Origin of the sequence: Formosa undariae (assembly GCF_042427615.1) — a bacterium.
Classification (GTDB): Bacteria; Bacteroidota; Bacteroidia; order Flavobacteriales; family Flavobacteriaceae; genus Formosa; species Formosa undariae.
The window spans coordinates 56,917-80,115 of record NZ_JBHMEZ010000013.1; the positions used below are offsets into that span (position 1 = coordinate 56,917).

Annotated in this window: 25 protein-coding genes; 16 read left to right on the forward strand and 9 right to left on the reverse strand. The window is 33.4% G+C overall.

Translation table 11 applies throughout. The annotated features are described in order from the left end of the window. Positions 1-217: 217 nt before the first annotated feature. A complete protein-coding gene (locus ACFFVB_RS14845) occupies positions 218-871 on the reverse strand; it encodes a uracil-DNA glycosylase family protein (protein WP_382383968.1) in 654 nt (217 codons plus the stop codon). Positions 872-915: 44 nt separating this feature from the next. On the opposite strand from ACFFVB_RS14845, the gene ACFFVB_RS14850 reads away from it, so the two are divergent. Then, entirely contained in the window at positions 916-1,053 is a 138-nt protein-coding gene (locus tag ACFFVB_RS14850; RefSeq protein ID WP_382383970.1) for a 30S ribosomal protein THX, read from the forward strand. Here ACFFVB_RS14850 and ACFFVB_RS14855 read toward each other — a convergent pair whose 3' ends face one another. The 4 genes from ACFFVB_RS14855 to ACFFVB_RS14870 form a co-directional block, all read right to left on the reverse strand. Next, positions 1,054-1,392, reverse strand: a complete 339-nt coding sequence (locus tag ACFFVB_RS14855) for a hypothetical protein (protein WP_382383972.1) — start codon at positions 1,390-1,392, stop codon at positions 1,054-1,056. Beyond that, entirely contained in the window at positions 1,349-2,107 is a 759-nt protein-coding gene (gene yaaA / locus ACFFVB_RS14860) for a peroxide stress protein YaaA (protein ID WP_382383973.1), read from the reverse strand. Before yaaA ends, ACFFVB_RS14855 begins: the two co-directional genes overlap by 44 nt. A 132-nt stretch (positions 2,108-2,239) precedes the next feature. Continuing rightward, positions 2,240-3,280, reverse strand: coding sequence for an RluA family pseudouridine synthase (locus ACFFVB_RS14865; protein WP_382383974.1), 1,041 nt, complete (start codon positions 3,278-3,280; stop codon positions 2,240-2,242). Positions 3,281-3,283: 3 nt separating this feature from the next. After that, complete coding sequence (locus ACFFVB_RS14870) at positions 3,284-3,841, reverse strand: PASTA domain-containing protein (RefSeq protein ID WP_382383976.1); 558 nt, start codon at positions 3,839-3,841, stop codon at positions 3,284-3,286. A gap of 104 nt (positions 3,842-3,945) precedes the next feature. Between ACFFVB_RS14870 and ACFFVB_RS14875 the strand changes: the two genes are divergently transcribed. Beyond that, complete coding sequence (locus tag ACFFVB_RS14875) at positions 3,946-4,920, forward strand: D-alanine--D-alanine ligase (protein WP_382383978.1); 975 nt, start codon at positions 3,946-3,948, stop codon at positions 4,918-4,920. Positions 4,921-5,095: 175 nt separating this feature from the next. Next, positions 5,096-5,560 carry a pantetheine-phosphate adenylyltransferase gene (gene coaD, locus ACFFVB_RS14880; RefSeq protein ID WP_382383980.1) on the forward strand — a complete coding sequence of 155 codons (465 nt, stop codon included), beginning with the start codon at positions 5,096-5,098 and terminating at the stop codon, positions 5,558-5,560. Between the two features lie 15 nt (positions 5,561-5,575). Here coaD and ACFFVB_RS14885 read toward each other — a convergent pair whose 3' ends face one another. Continuing rightward, a complete protein-coding gene (locus ACFFVB_RS14885; RefSeq protein ID WP_382384190.1) occupies positions 5,576-7,471 on the reverse strand; it encodes a SulP family inorganic anion transporter in 1,896 nt (631 codons plus the stop codon). Between the two features lie 97 nt (positions 7,472-7,568). On the opposite strand from ACFFVB_RS14885, the gene ACFFVB_RS14890 reads away from it, so the two are divergent. The 5 genes from ACFFVB_RS14890 to ACFFVB_RS14910 all read left to right on the forward strand — a co-directional run bounded on the left by ACFFVB_RS14890 (position 7,569) and on the right by ACFFVB_RS14910 (position 14,069). Beyond that, complete coding sequence (locus ACFFVB_RS14890) at positions 7,569-9,302, forward strand: M14 family metallopeptidase (protein ID WP_382383982.1); 1,734 nt, start codon at positions 7,569-7,571, stop codon at positions 9,300-9,302. 44 nt (positions 9,303-9,346) lie between these two features. Next, positions 9,347-10,615 (forward strand): chloride channel protein, encoded by a 1,269-nt coding sequence (locus tag ACFFVB_RS14895; RefSeq protein ID WP_382383984.1) that lies wholly within the window; start codon positions 9,347-9,349, stop codon positions 10,613-10,615. Positions 10,616-10,712: 97 nt separating this feature from the next. Next, a complete protein-coding gene (locus tag ACFFVB_RS14900) occupies positions 10,713-12,158 on the forward strand; it encodes a RimK family ATP-grasp domain-containing protein (protein WP_382383988.1) in 1,446 nt (481 codons plus the stop codon). 1 nt (position 12,159) lies between these two features. Continuing rightward, on the forward strand, positions 12,160-13,386 hold the full coding sequence (locus ACFFVB_RS14905; protein ID WP_382383990.1) for a glutamate-cysteine ligase family protein: 1,227 nt from the start codon (positions 12,160-12,162) through the stop codon (positions 13,384-13,386). Continuing rightward, entirely contained in the window at positions 13,383-14,069 is a 687-nt protein-coding gene (locus ACFFVB_RS14910) for an N-formylglutamate amidohydrolase (RefSeq protein ID WP_382383992.1), read from the forward strand. Before ACFFVB_RS14905 ends, ACFFVB_RS14910 begins: the two co-directional genes overlap by 4 nt. Here ACFFVB_RS14910 and ACFFVB_RS14915 read toward each other — a convergent pair. Next, on the reverse strand, positions 14,062-14,643 hold the full coding sequence (locus ACFFVB_RS14915) for an NUDIX hydrolase (RefSeq protein WP_382383994.1): 582 nt from the start codon (positions 14,641-14,643) through the stop codon (positions 14,062-14,064). The two genes, ACFFVB_RS14910 and ACFFVB_RS14915, sit on opposite strands and share 8 nt — an antisense overlap. Before the next feature lie 123 nt (positions 14,644-14,766). On the opposite strand from ACFFVB_RS14915, the gene pyrE reads away from it, so the two are divergent. Together pyrE and ACFFVB_RS14925 are read left to right on the forward strand one after the other, a co-directional pair. Next, entirely contained in the window at positions 14,767-15,411 is a 645-nt protein-coding gene (gene pyrE, locus ACFFVB_RS14920; protein WP_382383996.1) for an orotate phosphoribosyltransferase, read from the forward strand. Positions 15,412-15,435: 24 nt separating this feature from the next. Next, positions 15,436-15,831, forward strand: a complete 396-nt coding sequence (locus ACFFVB_RS14925; RefSeq protein ID WP_382383998.1) for an SRPBCC family protein — start codon at positions 15,436-15,438, stop codon at positions 15,829-15,831. Here the strand turns inward: ACFFVB_RS14925 and ACFFVB_RS14930 are convergent. Continuing rightward, the gene (locus ACFFVB_RS14930) at positions 15,828-16,559 is read right to left on the reverse strand and encodes a biotin--[acetyl-CoA-carboxylase] ligase (RefSeq protein ID WP_382384000.1); all 732 of its coding nucleotides are present in this window, start codon (positions 16,557-16,559) and stop codon (positions 15,828-15,830) included. The genes ACFFVB_RS14925 and ACFFVB_RS14930 overlap by 4 nt on opposite strands. A gap of 94 nt (positions 16,560-16,653) precedes the next feature. Here ACFFVB_RS14930 and rsfS point away from each other — a divergent pair, with 94 nt between their 5' ends. The 6 genes from rsfS to ACFFVB_RS14960 all read left to right on the forward strand — a co-directional run bounded on the left by rsfS (position 16,654) and on the right by ACFFVB_RS14960 (position 21,428). After that, positions 16,654-17,025 (forward strand): ribosome silencing factor, encoded by a 372-nt coding sequence (gene rsfS / locus ACFFVB_RS14935; RefSeq protein ID WP_382384002.1) that lies wholly within the window; start codon positions 16,654-16,656, stop codon positions 17,023-17,025. Between the two features lie 6 nt (positions 17,026-17,031). After that, complete coding sequence (gene ftsH, locus ACFFVB_RS14940) at positions 17,032-18,969, forward strand: ATP-dependent zinc metalloprotease FtsH (protein WP_382384005.1); 1,938 nt, start codon at positions 17,032-17,034, stop codon at positions 18,967-18,969. A 118-nt stretch (positions 18,970-19,087) separates the two neighbouring features. Beyond that, complete coding sequence (locus ACFFVB_RS14945) at positions 19,088-19,699, forward strand: LUD domain-containing protein (RefSeq protein ID WP_382384007.1); 612 nt, start codon at positions 19,088-19,090, stop codon at positions 19,697-19,699. 1 nt (position 19,700) lies between these two features. Further along, the gene (locus tag ACFFVB_RS14950; RefSeq protein ID WP_382384009.1) at positions 19,701-20,522 is read left to right on the forward strand and encodes a phosphatidate cytidylyltransferase; all 822 of its coding nucleotides are present in this window, start codon (positions 19,701-19,703) and stop codon (positions 20,520-20,522) included. After that, a complete protein-coding gene (locus ACFFVB_RS14955; protein WP_382384011.1) occupies positions 20,512-21,162 on the forward strand; it encodes a phosphatidylserine decarboxylase family protein in 651 nt (216 codons plus the stop codon). The genes ACFFVB_RS14950 and ACFFVB_RS14955 overlap by 11 nt, the downstream gene beginning before the upstream one ends. Next, on the forward strand, positions 21,162-21,428 hold the full coding sequence (locus ACFFVB_RS14960; protein WP_382384013.1) for an acyl-CoA-binding protein: 267 nt from the start codon (positions 21,162-21,164) through the stop codon (positions 21,426-21,428). The genes ACFFVB_RS14955 and ACFFVB_RS14960 overlap by 1 nt, the downstream gene beginning before the upstream one ends. 50 nt (positions 21,429-21,478) lie before the next feature. Here ACFFVB_RS14960 and pafA read toward each other — a convergent pair whose 3' ends face one another. Further along, positions 21,479-23,137: an alkaline phosphatase PafA gene (pafA, locus tag ACFFVB_RS14965; protein ID WP_382384015.1), complete on the reverse strand. Its 1,659-nt coding sequence runs from the start codon at positions 23,135-23,137 to the stop codon at positions 21,479-21,481. Positions 23,138-23,199 lie beyond the last annotated feature (62 nt).

The window sequence follows — 23,199 nt, forward strand, 5'->3', positions numbered from 1 at the left end:
AGATCCGTACACTTACAGCATACACTATCACTTTGTTAGAAAATCGATAAATTAATTATGATAATGTCATTTATTTATTGATTTTTTCTTTGATATAAAATATTAATCGTTATTTTTGGTAAACCAATCTGGTTTTCCAATTTGGTTTTCCAGATGAATTTTATAATCACACGGTTAACAAAAAGATTTTAAACGCTTTATTATTTTGAATTAGTCTTTAAAAAAAATTACGGTATTGCAATACTCGGAAATCGAATGTATTGAAGTTAGAATTAGTTTGTTTAATTTGTTTGTAACATGGCATGCCGCCAACAGCTCTATTAGCAGCACCGGAGGGTGCTGTTAAAGAGACTGTTTTTATTAGTCTTCCTTCATACATAAAACTATGAATACGTGGCACCTCATCGTTTTCTACCTCAAGGGACAACCCATAACTTTTTAAGTGTTTCCTGAAAAAATATTCTGGACCATTTTTACTATTTCCTCCAGTAAATAACAAGGTATCGACTTTAGGATGATTTTTTAAATAGCCGATAACATCTCGCAATTCTATATTTCTCATTCCTAAGTCTGAAGCATCTATTTTCTCGCACTCTGCACTTTCAACAATATCACAAATTCCGATTCCTTTAGAATTTAAGAAATCTTTACGTTGCAGAATTGCAGCCTCTGTAGTTTCAAATTTTAATTTTAAATCGAAAATAGTATTTAAAACAGGCCAAAGCAGACCATCTATACTTCCGTAACAAAAGTTAACATCGCCAGGTTTTAATTCGCCCATAGAAAATCTTGGAGGTGGTAAAGTCCCAACTATTAACTTGGTTGCATTTTCTGGAATAAATGGTGCATAAGGATGCCGATGCTTAAACATTGTTTTGTAGTTTTATCTAAAATTAGTATTTTAAAAGAAAAACAATGGCTAGAGGAGATAAAAAAACCAAACGTGGAAAAATTAACCGAGGAACTTACGGTGTAAAACGACCAAGAATAAAGAAAAAAGTACGCGCAGAAGATAAAATTAACGTAGACAAAGATCCGACAGTAAAGCGATAACTATTGCTTTACTTGTTCTCCAAATCGTTTTCCAAATTTGTATGCTATAAAAATAGTTATCACGATTATAGTGATTGTACTAAACACATAAAGGGAATATACTAAAACATCGTCTTTAGAATTAAAGCAGAAATCTGAAAACAAACACGCTTCTAACTTCTTCTGAGATCCAACCGTTAGGGATAAACTTGCTAGAAAAGTGACCAAAATTACGGAAACTATATATTTAGCAGTCGACTTCTTTGGTGTTTTACCAGTGGGTTTAAACGCTTTTCGTTGGTCTTCAGATCGTTTATTATCTTGTAAAGACCAACTCGGTTTTTGTTGAGAATTGCTCATCGTATCTGTAGTTTTCGTAGTTAAAACCTTTTAAATCTTCAATCGTATTGGCATCGGTATCTATAACATAACGTGCCATTAATCCTCTTGCTAACTTAGCATAAGTCGCGATCATTTTATACTCACCATTCTTGAAGTTTTTAAAAGTCGCCGTTATTACAGGAACTTTTAATGACTTCACATCTACTGCTTTAAAATACTCGTTACTTGCCAAATTTAGAAACAATTCACCGTCTTCTAATTCCTCATTTAAAGCAGAAACTAGAGACTTTTTCCAGAATTCGTATAAATTCTTTTTTGTCCCAACAGGTAATTTGGTTCCCATCTCTAAACGGTAAGCCTGCATTAAATCGAACGGTTTTAACACGCCATAAAGTCCAGATATAATTCGGACCGTATTTTGAAGTTTCCCTAATTTATCTTCAGGAATAGAATACGCATCAAAACCACGATAGACATCGCCGCTAAACGCATAAATCGCTTGCCTTGCGTTATCTTCTGTAAATGGTAATTCCCACTCCTGATTTCTCTGATAGTTTAACTGACTTAGAGCTTCAGAAATTTTCATTAATTCAGATAAATCTTTAGCCGATTTCTTTTTTACCACCTTATTTAAACGTTCTGCTTCTTTTAAAAAGATAGCTTCTGTTGAAACATTGGAAGGTAATTTACGATCAAAATCTAAAGACTTCGCTGGAGATATTACTAATTTCATGGGCATGGGATATTATAATTCTATGTTCTAATTAACCTTAACTTTAAGATCGTTCAAATTTACAATTCTAACCACTCAAGAGCTATAGATAATTACTGTTATTTCTTATTTTAGAATAACATTTTCTTATATCTATTCAAACTCCTGATGCTTCACATAATGTTGCCATTTTGCGATGCATTGTTGCATATCTTCAGGAATATCGGTATTAAAACGCATAAACTCTTTTGTTCTAGGGTGTTCGAATCCTAATGTTTTAGCATGTAGCGCCTGTCTTGGTAAGATTTTAAAACAATTATCTACAAACTGCTTATATTTAGTAAATGTTGTTCCTTTTAAAATACGTTCACCACCATAACGTTCATCGTTAAATAAGGTATGTCCAATATGTTTCATGTGCACACGAATTTGGTGTGTACGTCCTGTTTCTAACTTACAAGACACCAAAGTTACATATCCTAAACGCTCTATTACCTTATAATGGGTAACGGCTGGTTTTCCTTTATCTTCATCGTCTCCGAAAAACACAGTGTTTTGAAGTCTGTTTTTAGGATGACGTCCAATATTACCTTCCACAGTACCTTCTTCTTCTTCCACATTTCCCCAAACAATCGCTACGTATTCACGCTCCGATGTTTTTTCTGCAAATTGTAAAGACAAGTAGGCCATAGCTTCTTCCGTCTTAGCAACCACTAACAATCCGCTAGTATCCTTATCTATTCTATGCACCAAACCTGGGCGACCAGAAGAGTTTTCTGGAAGATTATCGAAATGATAAATCAAAGCATTTATTAAGGTTCCCGAATAATTACCATGACCAGGATGTACTACCATTCCGGCTGGTTTATTCACGACTAACAAATCGTCGTCTTCGTAAACGATATCTATTGGAATATTCTCCCCAACAAGTAAATTCTCGTACGGTGGATGCGCAAAAAGTACTTTTATAACATCGTTACCTTTTACTTTATAATTAGATTTAACGGCAACGCCGTTAACAAAAATATTTCCAGATTTTGCCGCAGCCTGAATTTTACTTCGGGTTGCATTTTCAACAAAATTCATTAAATACTTATCAATACGAAGTGGCGATTGCCCCTTTTCTGCTGTAAACGCGTAATGCTCGTAAAGCTCGTCTTCGGCCTCTTCGTTTTGTGGTGTATACTCACTCATAATTTAATTTGGTCTATTACCGTTTCCTAACACTAAATCGATTTTAGATGTTTTAGGCAACATATCGCCCGACTTTATTTCTTCACCTTCATGAGACACTTCTAAAACCATGTCTTTTCCAATATTGTCTACATATCTAATCGTTCCTACTAAAAAGCCTAAGGCTTCTAAAGTTGGTTTAGCCTGTCGGAATGTGCGATCTGTTAATTCTGGCACTAACACTTTTCTATATCCTGAAGGATTAAGTGTAATGTAAATTTTTCTATCTTCTTTTACCTTAAATCCTGCTTTAGGATCTTGTTCTATAACTGCAAATTTAGGATAATCTGGATTGTAATTCGCAGAATCCTGAATCTCCATAACTAATCTGTTTTTTTCTAATTCCGCTTTAGCTACAGAAATAGACGTTCCTGTTAAATCTGGAACCGTCTCGAATTCACCATGATTTGTGGTACTGTCTAACCACTTCAACATTAAATAACTAATCACAAAAATTGCGACTACAGCCAAGAGTAAATTCAGAAAAAAAGTTTTACTCGTAAGAAATTTTATAAAGCTCATGAAATAGAATTTGATTGGCAAAGATATAAAAACCGTTCTGTTTTTACTTTTGATTAATAAATGATATTTTAGCTAAACGATTATTTCTTTTAATTGTTATTATTATGAAAAAAAATATTGCCATCATTATGGGTGGTTATTCTAGCGAATTTGAAATCTCTTTAAATAGCGGAAACGTTGTTTACCAATCACTTGACGCATCAAAATTCAATGCATACAGCGTCCATATATTCAAAGATAAATGGGTATATGTGAATGCCGACAATGAAGAATTTTCTATCGATAAAAATGATTTTTCGGTAACTATCGATGATCAAAAAACAACATTTGACTGTGTTTTTAATGCGATTCATGGCTCTCCAGGTGAAGACGGATACTTACAAGGTTATTTTAATCTTATAAATATGCCTCAGACAAGTTGCGACATGTACCAAGCTGCCGTGACTTATAACAAGCGCGATTGCTTAAGTATTTTAAAACCTTATGGTATAAAAACAGCCGAAGCATTCTATTTAAATTTAGGAGATGTTATACATGAAGATGCTATTATTGAAAAGGTAGGATTACCTTGTTTTGTAAAAGCAAACAAAGCCGGAAGTAGTTTTGGAGTCACTAAAGCGTATAAAAAAGAAGACTTAAAAGCAGCTATCGACATTGCATTTAAAGAGGATGACGAAATAATAATTGAATCGTTTTTAGATGGTGTAGAAGTTTCTGTAGGCGTGATTACGTATAAAGGTGAAACTAAAGTGTTACCAATTACTGAAATTGTAAGTGAAAATGATTTTTTCGATTACAAAGCAAAATATTTAGGACAATCGCAAGAAATAACACCTGCAAGATTAACTCCTGAGCAAGAAGAAAAAGTAAATAGCTTAGCGAAAAAAGTATACGAGGTTTTAAAAATGAAAGGTTTCTCTAGAAGTGAATTTATTTTTAAAGATGGAGAACCTCATTTATTAGAAATAAACACGGTGCCAGGAATGACTAAAGAAAGTATATTACCGCAACAAGCAGCTGCTGCAGGAATTTCGTTATCGGAATTGTTTGAAAGTGCCATTATAGAAGCTTTAAGATAGCGTCATCCTGATCTTGTTTCAGAACCGCACTCCTTGCGCCCCTAAAACACGTTCTGGGTGACGAACATTTCAAGATTTCTGAAACAAAAAAGCTTTATATCTTTGAAACTTTATTATTCAAAAATCTTGAAAGTCTAAAAAGCACATTTTAAAATAAAAACCGTATTTTTAAACTATGAAACGCGCCATTTTCCCAGGGTCTTTCGACCCAATAACTTTAGGACATCTCGATATAATATCACGTGCAGTAAATGTATTTGATGAAGTTATTGTTGCTATCGGAATCAATTCTGACAAAAAATATATGTTCACTTTAGACGAACGCCTTCAATTTATTAAGGACACGTTTAAAGACGAACCCAGGGTAAAGGTCACAACCTATTCAGGTTTAACAGTAGACTTCTGTATTAAAATGGATGTTGAATTTATTTTAAGAGGACTTAGAAACCCTGCAGATTTTGAATTTGAAAAAGCCATCGCGCAGACCAATAGAAAACTTTCGGAAATAGAAACCGTGTTTTTACTAACCTCATCTAAAACCTCATTTATTAGTTCTAGTATTGTTAGAGATGTAATACGGCACAATGGGAATTACACACTCCTTGTTCCCGATAATGTAAGAGTAAAAAAAGCGCCATAATTGGCGCTTTTTTTATTAAAATTTATATTCTGAAAGTGGTTTTGGAAAATCCTCTGGATTCGCCGCCAAGTGATATCTTGGATCGTGAACATCTTCAACAATAACATCTTTAAACTTCGGATTCGCTTTATACATTAGTATTTTACAATCTTCGCTTAAATGCTTCAGTTTAATTGATTTCCCTACCGCTTCATATTTGTTTACAATATTTGTAATAGCTTCTACAGCCGAATGGTCGCTTATACGAGACTCCACAAAATCGATATAGACTTCATCTGGATCATTTTTAATATCGAACTTTTCGTTGAAAGCTGTAATAGAACCGAAAAATAATGGGCCCCAAATTTCGTACGTTTTAATTTTTCCGTCTTCTGTAAAACGCTTTCTAGCTCTAATCTTTTTAGCATTCTCCCAAGCAAAAGCAAGCGCAGAAATGATTACCCCAACAAATACAGCGATTGCTAAATCGAAAAACACAGTGACCACAGAAACGATAACAAGCACAACGGCATCGGAAACAGGTATCTTTTTCATGATTCGTAAACTAGACCATGCAAAGGTTTCAATAACCATCATAAACATTACACCTACTAAAGCAGCAATTGGCACTTGCTCGATATATTTATCTGCAAATAAAATAAAGGTAAGTAGAGTAATTGCCATCATTACACCAGATAGACGTCCTCTACCACCGGCATTAATGTTAATCACAGTTTGTCCAATCATACCACAACCTCCGGTTCCACCAAGTATTCCACTTAGCATATTTCCTGCACCTTGAGCCACACATTCTCTGTTTCCATCTCCTCGAGAATCCGTTAATTCGTCTACAAGATTCATCGTCATTAAGGTTTCTATTAATCCCACAGAAGCCGCTAAGAACGCATAAGGTGCAATGAATTTTAAAGTATCTAAATTAAATGGTAAATGACTCCAAAGCTCTCCAAGATTTAGTTTGCTTGAAAGTTCGTCAAAGCCATTAAGGCCTGCCCCACCTCCATCTCTAATAAAGTCTCCTACATTAATCGAATTAAGGCCTCCAAAAATCGAAATTAAAGTCACTATTAAAATAGCCGTTAATGCCGCAGGCACCTTTTTTGTTAACTTAGGTAAACCCCAAATAATAAGCATGGTTAATAAAACCAAACCGATCATAATATAAAGCTTATTGCCTTCCATAATCGATTTTACAACGCCGCTATCTTTTACAGAGTAGAAGCCATTATCCTGAACATTGAACACTACTTTTTTAGTATTTACATCGAAAACTTGATTCTCCGACATGATAAATACTTCTTCGCCAGTAGCAATATTATTAATCGATTTACCATCTATTGAAAACAATTTACTACCAGAAATTAAATCTGTTACCGTATTATCATTTACATTATAAACCAATTCCTTAGATTCAGTTTTTCGCATATTTTGTCCGAAAATATCTTTTGTATTTTCTTTAAACATTCCCAATTGTGCCATAAAAATAACAATGGCTAAACCGTTTACAAACCCTAGCATTACAGGATGCGGAATTAAACGCACAAATTTACCAAGCTTAAAAATTCCTGATAACACCTGAATAATTCCCATTAAAACAACAGCCGCTAGCAGATAAAAGTACCCCATGTTCTCTACAGGCGTGTCAAACAAAAGACCTTTAGCATGTCCTTCCTGAATCATGTGTACAAAAATAACAGCAACTGCTCCAGCTGCACCAGAAATTAAACCTGGTCTTCCTCCAAAAAGTGCAGAAACTATACCTATTATAAACGCACCAAAAAGCGCTACAATTGGACTAATTTGAGCAACGAAGGCAAAGGCAACAACCTCAGGAATCATCGCTAACGATACTGTTATACCAGCCAACACATCGTCTTTAGCGTTTGGTGTTATTTTCCTTATAAAATCTGTCATGTTTCTATTTTTTAAAGGCGCAAAAGTACAGTTAAAATAAGTATACGCAAGTTCTTGCAATGATAATTTCATTAAGTTTGACTCAAAACAATTCAGAATGAAATATTTCGCTTACGCATTCTTTACATTACTACTAACAAATACTTTACATGCTCAAACCCAAAATAACTTCCTTACACATTTTGAAAAAAGTGATGGTAAAGAAACGGCTACCTATGATGAAGTTATTCAGTTTTATAAGAATTTAGCCACAACCTATCCTCAGATTTCAGTTAAAACTATGGGAGAAACGGACTCAGGAAAGCCGTTGCACATGGTAACACTTAACTCTGATTCGGATTTTAATTTTCCTAAAATCAGAGAAAACAAGCGTATTTTACTTATTAATAATGGGATTCATCCTGGAGAAAGTGATGGTATAGATGCCACAATGATGCTGTATAGAGATATTGTTCAAGGTAAGGTGGATATGCCAAAACATACCGTATTAGTCACCATTCCTATTTACAATATTGGCGGGAGTTTAAATAGAAATTCGACAACGAGAACCAACCAAAACGGACCCGAAACCTATGGTTTTAGAGGTAATGCCCGTAATTACGATTTAAATCGCGATTTTATAAAAAGTGACACTAAAAATGCAAAAGCTTTCGCTGAAATTTTTCACACGATTCAGCCGGATGTGTTTATAGATAATCACGTAAGTAATGGTGCCGATTATCAGTATACGTTAACACACCTATTCACACAGCACAATAAACTTGGGGGTGATTTAGGTAATTATTTACACACCAAAATGATGCCTGAATTAGAACAAAATTTAGCATCTAAAGATTGGGATATTACACCATATGTAAATGTTTTTAATCAAGTTCCTGAGATTGGTTTTAGTCAGTTTTTAGATCATCCAAGATATTCTACAGGTTACACGACCTTATTTAATACTTTAGGAATGATGGTAGAGACACATATGCTTAAGCCATACAAACCAAGAGTTGAAGGTACTTACGAACTCATGATAAGTATGATTGAACTTATTGAAAAAGACTACAAAGTCATTAAAACATTAAGAGCTAAAGCCAATTCGACTTTCTTAAATGCTAAAACTTACGATTTAAATTGGACGGTAGACACGACTAAATTTTCGACCTTACAATTTAAAGGGTTTGAAGGCGAATATATCGCAAGCGATGTTACTGGACTAAAACGTTTAAAATACGATAGATCTAAACCTTTTACTAAACCTGTAACCTATCAAAACTACTTTAAACCTACAACACAAATTTCCGTTCCAAAGGCATATATTATTCCACAAGGTTGGTATTCTATCATCGAATTATTGAAATTGAATCAGGTACAGATGACGCCGTTAAAAGCTAACAAAACATTTACAGTTGAAACCTACCATATTACAAATTTCGACACCAAGGAAGACGCTTACGAAGGTCACTATTTACACTCCAATACAACTGTATCCTCGACTACAGAAACATTACAGTTTAGAACAGGCGATTATTACATCGAAACCCGTCAGCCAGCAATTCGGTATCTCCTAGAGACTTTAGAGCCCCAAGCCGTAGATTCTTTTTTTAATTGGAATTTTTTCGACACGATTCTTCAACAAAAAGAAGGGTTTTCGCCTTACGTTTGGGAAGATTTAGCCTTAGAACTATTGAATACCAATGCAGAGCTTAAACAAGAATTTGAAGCTAAAAAACAATCTGACAACGCATTTTCTAATAACTGGTATGCCCAATTAGATTGGATACATAAGCAAAGTAATTATTACGAAAAGGCACATATGCGTTACCCTATTTATAGAGTAAACTAGACACAAATATTTATAAAAAACATCAATTTAAAACTTATTGTTACGTGAAATTACATAGAAAGAAAAAGATAATTAAATATCTCAACATACTAGACCAACCTATAAAATTCAATCCGTTTGTCTTTAGTTGGTCGTTTTTACTTTGGGCGGTCTTAGGACTTATTGGTGGTATTACCGCAGGAATTTATTGGATTATTTTAGAGTTCTTGACGCATAAAGTTGCCTTTTTTGAAGGTTGGCAAGTTATTCCTGTCATGTCTATTGCGGGGCTGTTGGCAGGTTTAGTTATTCATTTTATTGGAGATCCCGGAGAAATTCAACTTATAGTAAACAACATCCGTTTTAATAAAGGAAAATTAAATCCGAAGAATAATCCCTCAATGATTTTATCATCATTCCTTTGCATCGCTTCTGGTGGAAGCTTAGGTCCAGAAGCACCATTAGTACAAGTTACAGGATCGATAGGAACATGGTTAGGAAAAATTTTCAGACTTAAAGGAGAAGCATTACGATCGTTAAGTATCGCAGGAATGGCTTCTGGATTTACAGCTTTATTTGGTGCGCCTCTTGGCGGAAGTTTATTCGCTTTAGAAATTCTGCATTATAAACATGCTGTAGAATACTACCGAGCCATTATCCCTGCACTTGTAGCCAGCAGTTTTAGTTATATTGTGTTTGCATTAATTGTTCATTTAGGCCTTGGCCCTACTTGGAATTTATCTGCTTACGAATATTCTGGAATTTTCGATTTTGGGTATGCCGTGTTCTTTGCTATTATAGCCACTGCAGTAGGCTGGTCTTTTATCTTTTGTGTCAAATTTTTCAAAGTAATTTTCGAAAAATATCCCATTCCAATTTATATAAAAACACTTATTGGCGGATTACTTTTAGGCGTTATTGCGTATTACATACCAATTACACGCTATTTTGGTCATCATGAGATTAACGAACTTATAACTGAGCATTTCCCTTTAAAACTACTATTCATTATCTTAATATTTAAAATCATTGCTATTGCAATAACAGTGACTTCAGGTTGGCGTGGTGGTTTTATAATTCCGTTGTTTTTTGTAGGCACAACTCTGGGTTTAATTATTCATCATTTTATACCATCGGTTAGCTTAACACTAACTATTGTAAGTTGCATGGCAGCCATAAATGCGTGCGTAACACGAACACCTATGAGTACAACGATTCTGCTTACAACGCTAACCGGATTCGGACACTTAATCCCTATTCTTTTTGCCAGTTTAACCGGATATTTTCTCGCTCCTAGAATCCCGTTTATTAGCGCTCAAAAGCATCAGGATTAAGACATTAAAAAAAAATAAAAAAAGTCAGTCTAAACGCAAATCATATTTAAAAATAATATACATTTAATTAAAATTTATATCGCCATGATGCGTTTTAATGAATAAGTATATTGTTGTAAATCAACCTGAAAAATGGAATTTTTCAATTGAGAATATTAAGGTGATTTCCTCACAAGAATATCTTACAAACCCTGAGTTTTCGCTTCTAAAAAAAGCTAGAATTTTCAATTTATGTAAAGATTATTCTTATCAATCTAAAGGATACTACGTTTCACTTTTAGCTGAAGCACGTGGACATTTGGCAATCCCGACAGTTAAAAATATTGTCGACTTAAAAGCTTTAAAGCTCGTTAGAATTGTTTCGGACGAATTTGACGATACCATTCAACAAAGTTTAAAGAATATAAAGTCGCAAGAATTTACGCTAAGCATTTATTTCGGACAAAATGTAGCTCAGAAATACAAAGAGTTAAGCGTGTTGTTTTACAAACATTTTCAAGTGCCGTTTTTACGTGTTAAATTTAGTCATACCACAAAGTGGAACATTCAGAGTATTAAAGCGATTTCAGAATCTGAAATTCCTGCAGAACATATGGAAAGTGTTCAGGAATTTGCGAATCAGTATTTTTCTAAAAAACGCTACGATATTCCGAAGTTAACCAAAAGTGATTTCGATTTAGCGATATTGGTAAACCCAAAAGATCCTGCGCCACCAAGCAATCCGAAAGCCTTAAAAAAGTTTATCGACTTGGCTGAAAAGATGAACATTTATGCCGAAATAATCGAGCCTAAAGATTTGTCGCGTTTATCATCTTTCGATGCTTTATTTATTCGTCAGAGTACAGAAGTCAATAACGAAGCCTATGCCTTTGCTCGAAAAGCACAACAAGAAGGACTCGCGATAATAGATTATCCAAGTGCTATTTTAAAATGTTGCAATAAGGTTTACATGGCTGAAGCATTAAAAAATGCCAATATAGATACGCCAAAAACTATTATTGTACATAAAGATAATAAGCAATTGGTTTTAGACACCGTTGGTTTGCCTTGTGTTTTAAAAGCACCAGACTCCACATTTTCGTTCGGCGTAAAAAAAGCCAAAACCGAGGCAGAGTATCACGAACTTGTTTCTGGAATGCTTAAAGAATCTGACTTAATAATTGCTCAAGAATTTTGTCCATCCGATTACGATTGGCGTATTGGAATTTTAGACGACAAACCCTTTTATGCCTGTAAATATTATATGGCAAAAGGACATTGGCAAATATACAATTGGGATGCGAAAAAGAAAGACGACCAGGATGGAAACGCCGACTGTTTACCAATAGAATCTGTTCCTAAAAAGGTGCTGAATATGGCTATAAAATCGGCTAAACTTATGGGAAAAGGTCTTTATGGTATCGATATAAAAGTGGTAAACAACAGACCAATGGTAATTGAAATTAACGACAATCCAAATATTGATTTTGGTGTAGAAGATGCCTATTATGGCGATGCTGTTTACATTGAAATTTTATCAGCATTAAAAAAACGTTTAGATTAAAATGAATAAAAAATATCATCTTTTTGATGTTTACGGGATTGAACTAGAATACATGCTAGTAAATCAATCTGACTTAAAAATTGCTCCAATTGTTGATACCCTTTTAACGAAAAAGAAAGGCAAATTAACATCGGACATTGTAAATGGTAAAATTGCATGGAGCAACGAATTGGTTGCGCATGTAGTAGAACTTAAAACCAACGGACCTACAAAAGATTTGAATGGTTTGGCACCGCTATTTCATCAAAATATAAAGGAAATCAATGCCATTTTAAAACCTTTACAAACCAAACTATTACCATCGGCAGCACATCCGTTTATGAATCCGAAAACAGATACGCAACTTTGGAAACACAGCTATAGTGAGGTGTACGAATTGTATAACCGTATTTTTAATTGTAAAAACCACGGATGGAGCAACGTACAGAGTGTACATATAAACTTGCCTTTTTTTGACGATAAAGAGTTTGAAAGACTACACGCTGCAATACGCATTATTTTACCTTTAATTCCAGGCTTAAGCGCGAGCTCTCCTATTTTAGAAGGAGAACTAACCGGATTTAAAGATACGAGATTAGAGTACTATAAAGACAATCAAAAAGAGATTCCTGAAATGGCAGGCCTTGTTATTCCTGAACGTGTATTTACAAAATTGGATTATTACGCTACTATTTTCGAACCAATTAAAAAGGCGATAAAACCATTCGATACTAAAAATGTTTTAGACCACCACTTTCTAAATTCTCGAGGTGCTATTGCACGATTCGACAGAAATGCTATTGAAATTCGTTTAGTAGATATTCAAGAATGTCCAAAGGCAGATATAGCCATATGTGCTTTAATAATAGAGACTTTAAAACTATTAGTAAATAAAAAACTATCGCCATTAGCAGCACAAAAGCGATGGGTGAAAGAAGATTTATTCGTAATCTTAAATGATGCTATAAAAAACGGTGAAACATCGGTAGTTAAGAATTTAGACTACTTAAATGTTTTTGATATTGAAGATGAAACGACGATTCAGAATGTATGGAAACATTTATATGCTTTGGCAAAACCAAATATTCATAAATCACATTATAAAGCTATTGAAACTATATTAAAAGAAGGAACTTTAGCAACAAGAATTGAAGGCGCTTTAAAAGACGATTTTTCTGCAGAACACATTTTAGAGGTATACAACGCTTTAGCAGAATGCTTGGAGAACAACACGCTATTTACAAAATGAAACTTATTTTAACTTGTGAACACGGCGGTAACACCATTCCTAAACAATATCTACCTTACTTTAAAAATATCAAAACCACGTTGCAATCGCATCGTGGTTTTGATATTGGTGCTTTAGATGTCTTTAACTACTTAAAGCCTCTTTCAGACTACTCAAATTCTAGCATAACGAGCCGATTATTAATAGAATTGAATAGATCGTTACATCATAAAAATTTATTTTCAGAATATTCTAATACACTTTCACCTTTAGAAAAGGAACGGCTAATTGAAAGATATTATAAAGTATATCGTAATTCTGTAGAGCATTACATTTCAAAAAATATAGATGAAGGAGAAGTTATTCTTCATATTTCTGTACACAGCTTCACTCCTATTTTAAGTGAAATACAACGAAATTGTGACATTGGGTTTTTATATGATTCTTCGAGAACTGAAGAATCTAAATTATGTAGACAATTAAAATCGCTATTACATTCAGAAAATCCAAATTTAAAGGTCCGATTTAACTATCCGTATCTTGGAACCGCAGATGGCTTTACAACCTATTTACGTCATCGATTTCCGAATAATTATTTAGGTATCGAGATAGAAGTCAATCAGAAATTTTCAACAAACAATCAGATGCCTGGAAATTTAAAGCATCAAATTTATAACACATTAAAAGCAGGCTTACTTATATAAGCGGACGGATATTAGCATACGAATTTTCTAACGCTTGAATAGCTTCAACTTCATTTAACCATTCAACTTTCGTAATGCCTTCGTTAAGTTGTGGCCATAGGTTTCCTTTAAATTCGGTTGCCATTTCAAACCAATGTGTGACTTTAATTTTATACTTCCCATTACGCTTAAAAATATGGTAAGTCGTATGCAAAGGTTTAGTAATTCTTAAACCTGTAACCCCTGTTTCTTCTTCTACTTCACGTAAAGCCGTTTCTTCGATAGTCTCTTTAGCTTCGGCTTTACCTTTTGGCAAATCCCATTTATCATTTCTATAGATAAATAAAATATTCCCATCTTTATTGTATACTTTTCCACCACCAGCAACCACGTTAGGTAACTTCTTTAGAAATTTCTTAAGAAGCTTATCTGGATTTTCATGAATTAATCGCACCTCCTTTAAAGATGTATTGTTTAATTCTTTTATAACTTTGCCTATGTGAACCGTATCTAGTAAGTAATTCTTAAAATGTGTTTCTTTCTCAACCATAGTGGTTAATACGATTGGCTTCTCGTTGACAAAAATTTTATACATGGTAAAAATATCCAATATTATTTGCGGTAAAAGTATAATTTTTTAAGGCAAACCTATTAACTTTAAAAAAATAATTTTAATACACAAGAACTATTATTTTAATTAATGTGTAATTTTGTATCTATGATTTTTAACAAACATACCGCTCGAAAAACTGCTGAAGTTTTATTGCAAGTAAATGCAATAAAACTTAGCCCTAGTGCTCCTTTTACGTGGGCCTCTGGATGGAAGTCTCCTATTTATTGTGATAATAGGATTATATTGTCTTTTCCACCAATTAGAAATTACATACGTGAAACTATGGCTAAAGATATTGAAAAGCAATATGGCAAACCCGATGTTATAGCAGGTGTTGCCACTGGTGCTATTGGTATTGGAATGCTTGTTGCCGAATATTTAGGTCTGCCATTTATTTATGTAAGACCCGAAGCTAAAAGCCATGGTAGACAAAACCAGATTGAAGGTTTTGTTCAAAAAGGACAGAATGTTGTTGTTGTAGAAGATTTAATTAGCACAGGAAAAAGTAGTTTAAATGCAGTTAGAGCTCTAAGAGAAGCTGGCCTTAATGTAAAAGGTATGATTGCTATTTTTACTTACGGATTTAATGTTGCTAATGAAAATTTTGAAAAAGAAAATGTAACACTTCAAACCTTAAGCAATTACGAAAGTTTAATAGAGCAAGCCGTTGAAACTAATTATGTTTCACAATCTGAAGTAAAAACATTAACCGACTGGAATGCGAATCCAAGTGAATGGAACGCGATTTAATTACCGGTAATAAAAGATACAATCATGAATTTAGAATCTCCAAAAGTAACTATAGATAAATCGTCTCAAGAGGTGTTCGATTTTCTTTCGGATATTAAAAATTTTGAAAAACTAATGCCTGATAACATTAGTAAGTTTGAAATTTTAGACGACGATAAGTTTTTATTTGCATTAAAAGGTATGCCTGAAATAATTTTAAAGAAGAAGGAAGTAACTCCTCCAAATAAAATCGTTCTAGGTGCTGCAGGTGGAAAAATAGATTTTTCTTTAGTAGGACATATTAACGAAACTACTGAAGGTAAAAGCGATGTTCAACTAAAATTTGAAGGTGATTTTAATCCTATGATGGCCATGATGATTAAAGGTCCAATTTCAAAATTTATTGAAACGTTAGTTACTAAAATGCCGGAATCCGTTTAATATAATAAGGTTAATTCCTTAAGATCGAACTCTTTTACAATTTCGTCCTCTAACAGTACTTTTAAATTACCAAAATCTGTAACACCGAGGATAAACCCTCCAAACATAAAACCTTCTGCATCTAAAAATGTTGAAGGTTTATTTTTTTTAAATAATGCATTTTCGTATTCCTCTAGAATTTTATCGTATTGCCCAGACTCCAACCATGTAAAACACTCTTTTAATTCGATAAGGATATGATGCAACACTTCGTCTAAGTGATAAATTCTTCCTGTTTTATTTACAATGGAAGATGCTTTTGGTAAGCCTTTAAAATTGGTCTGATTTACATTTACTCCAATTCCCAAGATACTGTCTCTTAATCCACTTTGCGTCACAATATTTTCGATTAAGACACCACAAATCTTTTTATTGTCTGACAATATGTCGTTTGGCCATTTAATCTGAACTTTAGGTAACATGAGTTTTTTTAGAGCTGTATATATCGCAATTGCAGTAACCATACTTATATAGAATTGCTTCTCTACTGCTAAAAAAGAAACATCCTTAAACACACTAAACATAAGATTTTTAGCCGTTTCAGACTCCCACACGGTTCCCATTTGTCCGCGGCCCATGGTCTGGGTATTAGCAACAACAACAGTATAGTCTTCTAAGAGTTCACAACTACTTAATTGTTTCAAATACGTGTTTGTTGAATCGATGGCATCAAGTTTGATTATAGGCATTTGTAATATTTATATAGGCAGGATGAAAACTTCTGCAATTTTTAAAGTATAAAGAACTAAAAAATAATAACTTTGTACAAATTAAATCAAATTAATGGCGAAAGAAAACATAAATTCAGACCTACTTATTTCCACTATACTAAGTGGAATTGAAGATGTTAAGGGAAAAGAAATAAGTATTTTAGATTTACGTGAAATTGAAAACACGGTTTGCGACTACTTTATAGTGTGTGAGGGAACTTCAAATACCCAAGTTAATGCTATTGTAAACGCTGTTCAGAAAAAAGTTAGTAAAGAACTTAAGGACAAACCTTGGCATATAGAAGGGCAAGATAATGCAGAATGGGTATTAATGGATTATGTAAATGTTGTGGTTCATGTGTTTCAAAAACATATCCGCGAGTATTACGACATTGAAAGCCTTTGGGGTGACGCAAAAACAACTTTAATTGAAACTAACTATTAATATTTAATGGCAAACGACAAAAAAACTCCAAATAAGAAACCCAAATTAAATCCGTATTGGATTTATGGAGCAATCATAGCGATCTTTATTGCAATTCAACTTTTTAGCAGTAGTAGTTTACAAGACTCTACAGCTACGACACCATCAGATTTTATGACATATCTGAGAAGTGGCGATATAGAAACTGTTGAAATTGTAAATAAAAGAAAAGCGGAAGTTTTTCTAACGGATGAAGCATTACAAAAGGCAGAACATAAAAATTCTAAACCTTCAACCTTACTACCTACTGCAACTAAATTACCTAATTATAGTTTTGAATTTGGAGATTTACAAAATTTCGAAAATCAAGTAAACTCTACAATTAAAGATTTAGACTTAAAAACAGCAGTAAATTATAAAACTGAACAAAACCTAATGGGTGACTTTCTTCTTGGAATTCTTCCGTTTATTTTATTAATAGGTGTTTGGATTTTTATAATGCGTAGAATGTCCGGCGGTGGTGGCGGCGGTGCTGGAGGTCAAATCTTCAATATCGGAAAATCTAAAGCTAAATTATTCGACCAAAATACAGATGTAAAAACGTCGTTTAAAGATGTTGCTGGTTTAGAAGGTGCTAAAGAAGAAATTCAAGAGATTGTAGACTTCCTTAAAAACCCTGAAAAATATACATCTTTAGGAGGTAAAATCCCTAAAGGAGCTCTACTTGTTGGACCTCCAGGAACAGGAAAAACGTTATTAGCAAAAGCTGTTGCTGGTGAAGCTAAAGTACCTTTCTTCTCTCTATCTGGTTCAGATTTCGTTGAGATGTTTGTAGGTGTTGGTGCATCTCGTGTGAGAGATTTATTCAAACAAGCAAAAGAAAAGTCTCCAGCAATTATTTTTATTGATGAAATTGATGCTATCGGACGTGCAAGAGGAAAAAATAACATGTCAGGGTCTAACGATGAAAGAGAAAACACGTTAAATCAATTATTAACAGAAATGGATGGTTTTGGTACCAATACAAATGTTATTGTATTAGCTGCAACAAACAGAGCCGATGTTTTAGATAGTGCATTAATGCGTGCTGGACGTTTTGACAGACAAATTTTTGTTGATTTACCGGACATTAGAGAACGTCAAGAAATTTTTGAAGTTCACTTAAAACCAATCAAAAAATCTGAAAACTTAGATACAGATTTCTTGGCGAAACAAACACCAGGTTTCTCTGGAGCAGATATTGCCAACGTTTGTAACGAAGCGGCTTTAATCGCTGCAAGACAAGGTAAAAAAGCAGTAGACAAACAAGATTTCCTTGATGCTGTAGATCGTATTGTTGGTGGTTTAGAAAAGAAAAATAAAATAATTACGCCTAGCGAAAAGAAAGCTATTGCTTATCACGAAGCTGGTCATGCTACTGTAAGTTGGATGCTAGAACATGCTGCACCACTTGTAAAAGTAACTATTGTACCACGTGGACGCTCATTAGGGGCGGCTTGGTACTTACCAGAAGAGCGCTTAATTGTTAGACCTGAACAAATGCTAGACGAAATGTGTGCTGCATTAGGAGGTCGTGCTGCAGAGAAAGTTATTTTTAATAAAATCTCTACCGGAGCATTAAGTGATCTTGAAAAAGTAACAAAACAAGCGAGAGCTATGGTTACTGTTTATGGTTTAAGTGACAAAGTAGGTAATCTAACTTATTATGATTCTTCTGGACAAAACGAATATGGTTTTACAAAACCGTATAGTGAAAAAACAGCTGAACTTATAGATAAAGAAATCTCAGACATCATTGAAAATCAATACCAAAGAGCTTTAAAACTTCTTGAAGATAACAAAGACAAACTTACTGAGTTGGCTGATGTTCTTTTAGAAAAAGAAGTAATCTTTAAAGATAATCTTGAGAAAATATTTGGGAGACGTCCTTTCGACCCTGAATTGAAACCTCTTTTAGATAAATAATTTATTAAGCCCCAAAAGCTTAATAACACGAAAAATCTTAAATTAATCGTTAGGTTAGTTTAAGATTTTTTATCTTTGAAGAACCCCGAAATAATACAGATTAATAGCAAAAGTCTTAATGAGTCTATTTAGAAAACTTTTTGGTTCCAAATCAAACAAATCAGAAGAGGAAATACAATCTGAGGAAAGAGGCAAATATATGCCTGAAATTAATTTACCCATAGACGAAAAGTTTACAATAAACTTTAAATCTAATGGGGGTAAATTTTTGTATTGTGAAAATTTAGATGAAATTTTCCAAACCTTAGATTTTATAATTGAAGAAAATAATTGGGAGGACAAAAAAATACTTTTTCTAGATAACGAATTAAAAAAACGTTTTGGTTCATCTAGTTTAAACCTAGCCAAACCAAACGATACTGATGCAACTTATTTTTTAACAAGTTGTGAAAACTTAATTGCAGACGATGGGTCACTTCTTATCACTTCTAAACAAATAGCGGAAAAGAAACTTGTAGATTTACCTGACAACTTTATAGTATTCGCTACAACTAGTCAGATTGTCGCAAGTATAGGTGAAGGATTAAGGGGTATTAAGTCTAAAAACACCCAAAGAATACCAACAAATATTACTACCATAAAACATTTTAAATCTGTTGAGGAAAAAAACTTCATGACCTACGGAAGTAATTCTAAAAACCTTTATTTACTTCTTTTAGAAGACCTTTAACATGAAAGAAATTGTTACTAGAGCTATATTTGGTCTAATATATATAGTATTACTTATTGGATCCTTATACAACGAGCACGCATTAGCAGTACTGTTTTTTATTTTTGGAATTATTTCTATAGCTGAATTTAAAAAGCTAATAGAGTTTCGAGCCTTTTATCCTTTTGCCATTTTTATACTTATGTATTTTGGTTTTGGATATTGGCATATGCTTTCTCCAGAATTAAAAGGCTTTCATGAAGCAACTCAAATATTACTTGTCCTTTCTATCTTTGTGAATTTATTTCTGACCAAAGATTTATTTTCAAAAAAAGGTATTCCACTATTCAAGTTTAAACGCTTCCTATTAACCAGCTTTTATCTTTCTAGTTCATTTATATTCTTTCTATTGATAGCAAGATTTGGGAATGAATATAACCCGAGTATACTTTTAGGATCATTTATTTTAGTTTGGGTAAACGATACTTTTGCCTTCTTAGTGGGTAAAAACTTTGGGAAACAAAAATTATTTGAAAAAATCTCACCTAAAAAAACGGTAGAAGGCTTTATTGGCGGTCTATTTTTTGCTTGTATTGCTAGCTATTTTATTGCTACCTTTACCCACTCCCTAATCTTTACTCAATGGCTCTTTTTAGCTATTATTGTAAGTGTATTTGGAACATTAGGAGACTTAGTAGAATCTAAGTTTAAGCGCCAGGTTAATGTTAAAGATAGTGGGGTAATTATGCCAGGACATGGCGGATTACTTGACCGATTAGATAGCATTATTTTTGCAGCACCATTCATTTATTTATTTTTAAGACTTATAGATTATGTTTCATAAGGAAGGTTTCAAAATTATTTTAATCACTTTTGTATCAGTGGTTATTTCGTTTTTAATCGTTGATAATTTAGTATCAATATTATGGTTGAGATACCTATTATTTTTCACTCTACTAGTTTTCTTAATTCTTATTTTACAATTCTTTAGAAACCCTAAACGAAATGGAATCCTTAACGAAAATGAGGTATTATCTCCTGTAGATGGTAAAGTCGTAGTTATAGAAGAAGTTTTCGAAAAAGAATATTTCAACGAAAAACGATTACAAGTCAGTGTTTTTATGTCGCCTTTAAACGTGCATGTAACACGATATCCTATTGGAGGAAAAGTAGTATTTAGTAAATATCATCCTGGGAAGTTTTTAGTTGCTTGGCACCCAAAAGCAAGTGAAGAAAACGAACGTACTACGGTAGTTGTAGAAAATAATAAGAAAATAAAAGTATTGCACCGCCAGATCGCAGGAGCATTAGCTAAACGCATTGTGAACTATGCTAAAGTAGGAGATGTTGCCATGCAAGCGAGTGATTCTGGATTTATAAAATTTGGATCTAGAGTAGATTTATTTTTACCTCTAGGAACGAAAATTAATGTTAGCCTTAACCAAAAAGTTAAAGGTGGAGAAAGTATTATAGCTGAATTATAATGACTTCTGAAGAATTAGATATTGACTTTAGAGATGCCGTAGAACGCATCAGTAATCTTCCTGGACCTTTTCCAGCAGATTTTCTATTACGCCTGTATGCCTACTACAAAAAAGCTACAAACGATTATGGAAGACCTAGCTCGGGGAAACCTATTATAAATGCATTTAAAACTAATGCATTATTCCAAGTTAAAGATATTACCCAAGACGAAGCTAAACGTATTTATATTGATCTTGTAAATAATTATTTTTTATACAGAAAGTAGCTCCTAAGAACTACTTTCTACATAAATTTTGTAAGCTTTAAATGCTAATTTTAATTGTTATCTAAAACAAATTCTAAAGGTTGCCCTGTAGCACCATTAGGAAAGCTTATTCCTAACATTCCTGAAATCGTTGGAGCAATATCAATAATTTCTGTTTTTTGTAACGTACTTCCATGTTTAATTCCTTTCCCGAAGAATAATAACGGTACATGTGTATCATAGTTTAATCCTGAACCATGCGTAGATCCGGTTTTACTATAAGATATTACTGCTGGATTATATTGGTAAAGTACATCTCCTGAACGTTTTTGATTATATCCATTCTTAAATAAATTTTGTATCCCATTTGAATATCCGTTGTTACCGATTTCGGTGGCAGGATACGCTACATAAATATCCTCAAGAGAAATTAATTTATTAGCAACCTCTTGTTGTACATTTCCCAAGTTCAAGTTTAATTGATCTATTTTATCACGATTTAAAAAAATCTGATTATTACTGATGTTTTCGATTAGATCTGAAGCTCCGTATTTTTTAGCCATAAAGCTATTTAAGTTCTCTTTAAACTCGTCTTTACCAAAATATCCTGCTGGTACATTATGAGAATGCAAATAAGAAGGGACATCTACAGCTCCATGGTCTGCAGTTAAAAATACTGTATACTCACCTTTACCAACATAACTATCCAAGATCTTGAATAAACGTTCTAAATCTTTATCTAGACGTAAATACGTATCTTCCACTTCTTTTGAATTCACTCCAAAATTATGTCCTACGTAATCTGTAGACGAAAAACTAACAGTTAAAACATCGGTGACATCATCCTTACCTAAATCTTCTCCTTTAATTGCTGCTATAGCAAAATCTGCTACTATACTATTTCCGTAAGGTGTTGCTTTAATAATATCAAAACCGCCATTACTTTTACTAAGCTTTTTTAAATCATATGGAAAAGTTGCCTCATCCTTACCTTTAAAACCACCTTCAAATTCATTTAAATCACTACCACTTTCTGTATAATTTTTAATATTATAAAGGGTATTCCAATCTTTTAAATAAGATTTTGCAGTTTTAGATGAATTAAACTTTGTTACCCATTTAGGTAATTCTTCTTGATAATATGTACTCGAGATAAATACGCCTTCATCTTTACCATGAAACCAGTAAGCCGCATTTGCCGTATGACCTGCAGGTAAAATAGCCCCTCTATCTTTAATAGAAATTCCGATAGTTTTACCTTCCATTTGAGTGAATAATCTATTTTCGTCTGCGAATGTTGTCGTTAACATACGACTTGGAGACATCTTCCCTGCAACATCCTCAGTTCCTACAGGAGTTACATTCTCATCGCCAGCACAGTATACACTGCTTTTAGTTTCCTTGTCGTACCAATTGTTCCCTATAATACCATGATTAGCAGGAGACGTCCCTGTATAAACAGAGGCATGCCCAGGTGCCGTATATGTAGGGATATAATTAAAGTGATTATTCTTACAGTTAAAACCTTCATCCATCATGCGCTTAAACCCACCTTCACCATATTTATTATAAAATCGAGTTAAATAATCGTAGCGCATTTGGTCAACTACTATACCAACCACTAACTTTGGTTTTACGTATATTTTTGAAGACTCAGTTTCTTGAGCTTTTTGTGCAAAACCTGCAACATAAAGTAAACAAGCTGTAAAAAGTAAAATTGAATTTTTCATAAACATTATATTATTTCTAAAACAAAATTAAGATTTTAAAATCTTTCTTAACTTAAATAATC

Bases quoted from the DNA above. Each gene is read 5' to 3' on its own strand.
- ACFFVB_RS14845 (WP_382383968.1), bottom strand. From the start codon at position 871: ATGTTTAAGCATCGGCATCCTTATGCACCATTTATTCCAGAAAATGCA.
- ACFFVB_RS14850 (WP_382383970.1), top strand. From the start codon at position 916: ATGGCTAGAGGAGATAAAAAAACCAAACGTGGAAAAATTAACCGAGGA.
- ACFFVB_RS14855 (WP_382383972.1), bottom strand. From the start codon at position 1,392: ATGAGCAATTCTCAACAAAAACCGAGTTGGTCTTTACAAGATAATAAA.
- yaaA (WP_382383973.1), bottom strand. From the start codon at position 2,107: ATGAAATTAGTAATATCTCCAGCGAAGTCTTTAGATTTTGATCGTAAA.
- ACFFVB_RS14865 (WP_382383974.1), bottom strand. From the start codon at position 3,280: ATGAGTGAGTATACACCACAAAACGAAGAGGCCGAAGACGAGCTTTAC.
- ACFFVB_RS14870 (WP_382383976.1), bottom strand. From the start codon at position 3,841: ATGAGCTTTATAAAATTTCTTACGAGTAAAACTTTTTTTCTGAATTTA.
- ACFFVB_RS14875 (WP_382383978.1), top strand. From the start codon at position 3,946: ATGAAAAAAAATATTGCCATCATTATGGGTGGTTATTCTAGCGAATTT.
- coaD (WP_382383980.1), top strand. From the start codon at position 5,096: ATGAAACGCGCCATTTTCCCAGGGTCTTTCGACCCAATAACTTTAGGA.
- ACFFVB_RS14885 (WP_382384190.1), bottom strand. From the start codon at position 7,471: ATGACAGATTTTATAAGGAAAATAACACCAAACGCTAAAGACGATGTG.
- ACFFVB_RS14890 (WP_382383982.1), top strand. From the start codon at position 7,569: ATGAAATATTTCGCTTACGCATTCTTTACATTACTACTAACAAATACT.
- ACFFVB_RS14900 (WP_382383988.1), top strand. From the start codon at position 10,713: ATGAATAAGTATATTGTTGTAAATCAACCTGAAAAATGGAATTTTTCA.
- ACFFVB_RS14905 (WP_382383990.1), top strand. From the start codon at position 12,160: ATGAATAAAAAATATCATCTTTTTGATGTTTACGGGATTGAACTAGAA.
- ACFFVB_RS14910 (WP_382383992.1), top strand. From the start codon at position 13,383: ATGAAACTTATTTTAACTTGTGAACACGGCGGTAACACCATTCCTAAA.
- ACFFVB_RS14915 (WP_382383994.1), bottom strand. From the start codon at position 14,643: ATGTATAAAATTTTTGTCAACGAGAAGCCAATCGTATTAACCACTATG.
- pyrE (WP_382383996.1), top strand. From the start codon at position 14,767: ATGATTTTTAACAAACATACCGCTCGAAAAACTGCTGAAGTTTTATTG.
- ACFFVB_RS14925 (WP_382383998.1), top strand. From the start codon at position 15,436: ATGAATTTAGAATCTCCAAAAGTAACTATAGATAAATCGTCTCAAGAG.
- ACFFVB_RS14930 (WP_382384000.1), bottom strand. From the start codon at position 16,559: ATGCCTATAATCAAACTTGATGCCATCGATTCAACAAACACGTATTTG.
- rsfS (WP_382384002.1), top strand. From the start codon at position 16,654: ATGGCGAAAGAAAACATAAATTCAGACCTACTTATTTCCACTATACTA.
- ftsH (WP_382384005.1), top strand. From the start codon at position 17,032: ATGGCAAACGACAAAAAAACTCCAAATAAGAAACCCAAATTAAATCCG.
- ACFFVB_RS14945 (WP_382384007.1), top strand. From the start codon at position 19,088: ATGAGTCTATTTAGAAAACTTTTTGGTTCCAAATCAAACAAATCAGAA.
- ACFFVB_RS14950 (WP_382384009.1), top strand. From the start codon at position 19,701: ATGAAAGAAATTGTTACTAGAGCTATATTTGGTCTAATATATATAGTA.
- ACFFVB_RS14955 (WP_382384011.1), top strand. From the start codon at position 20,512: ATGTTTCATAAGGAAGGTTTCAAAATTATTTTAATCACTTTTGTATCA.
- ACFFVB_RS14960 (WP_382384013.1), top strand. From the start codon at position 21,162: ATGACTTCTGAAGAATTAGATATTGACTTTAGAGATGCCGTAGAACGC.
- pafA (WP_382384015.1), bottom strand. From the start codon at position 23,137: ATGAAAAATTCAATTTTACTTTTTACAGCTTGTTTACTTTATGTTGCA.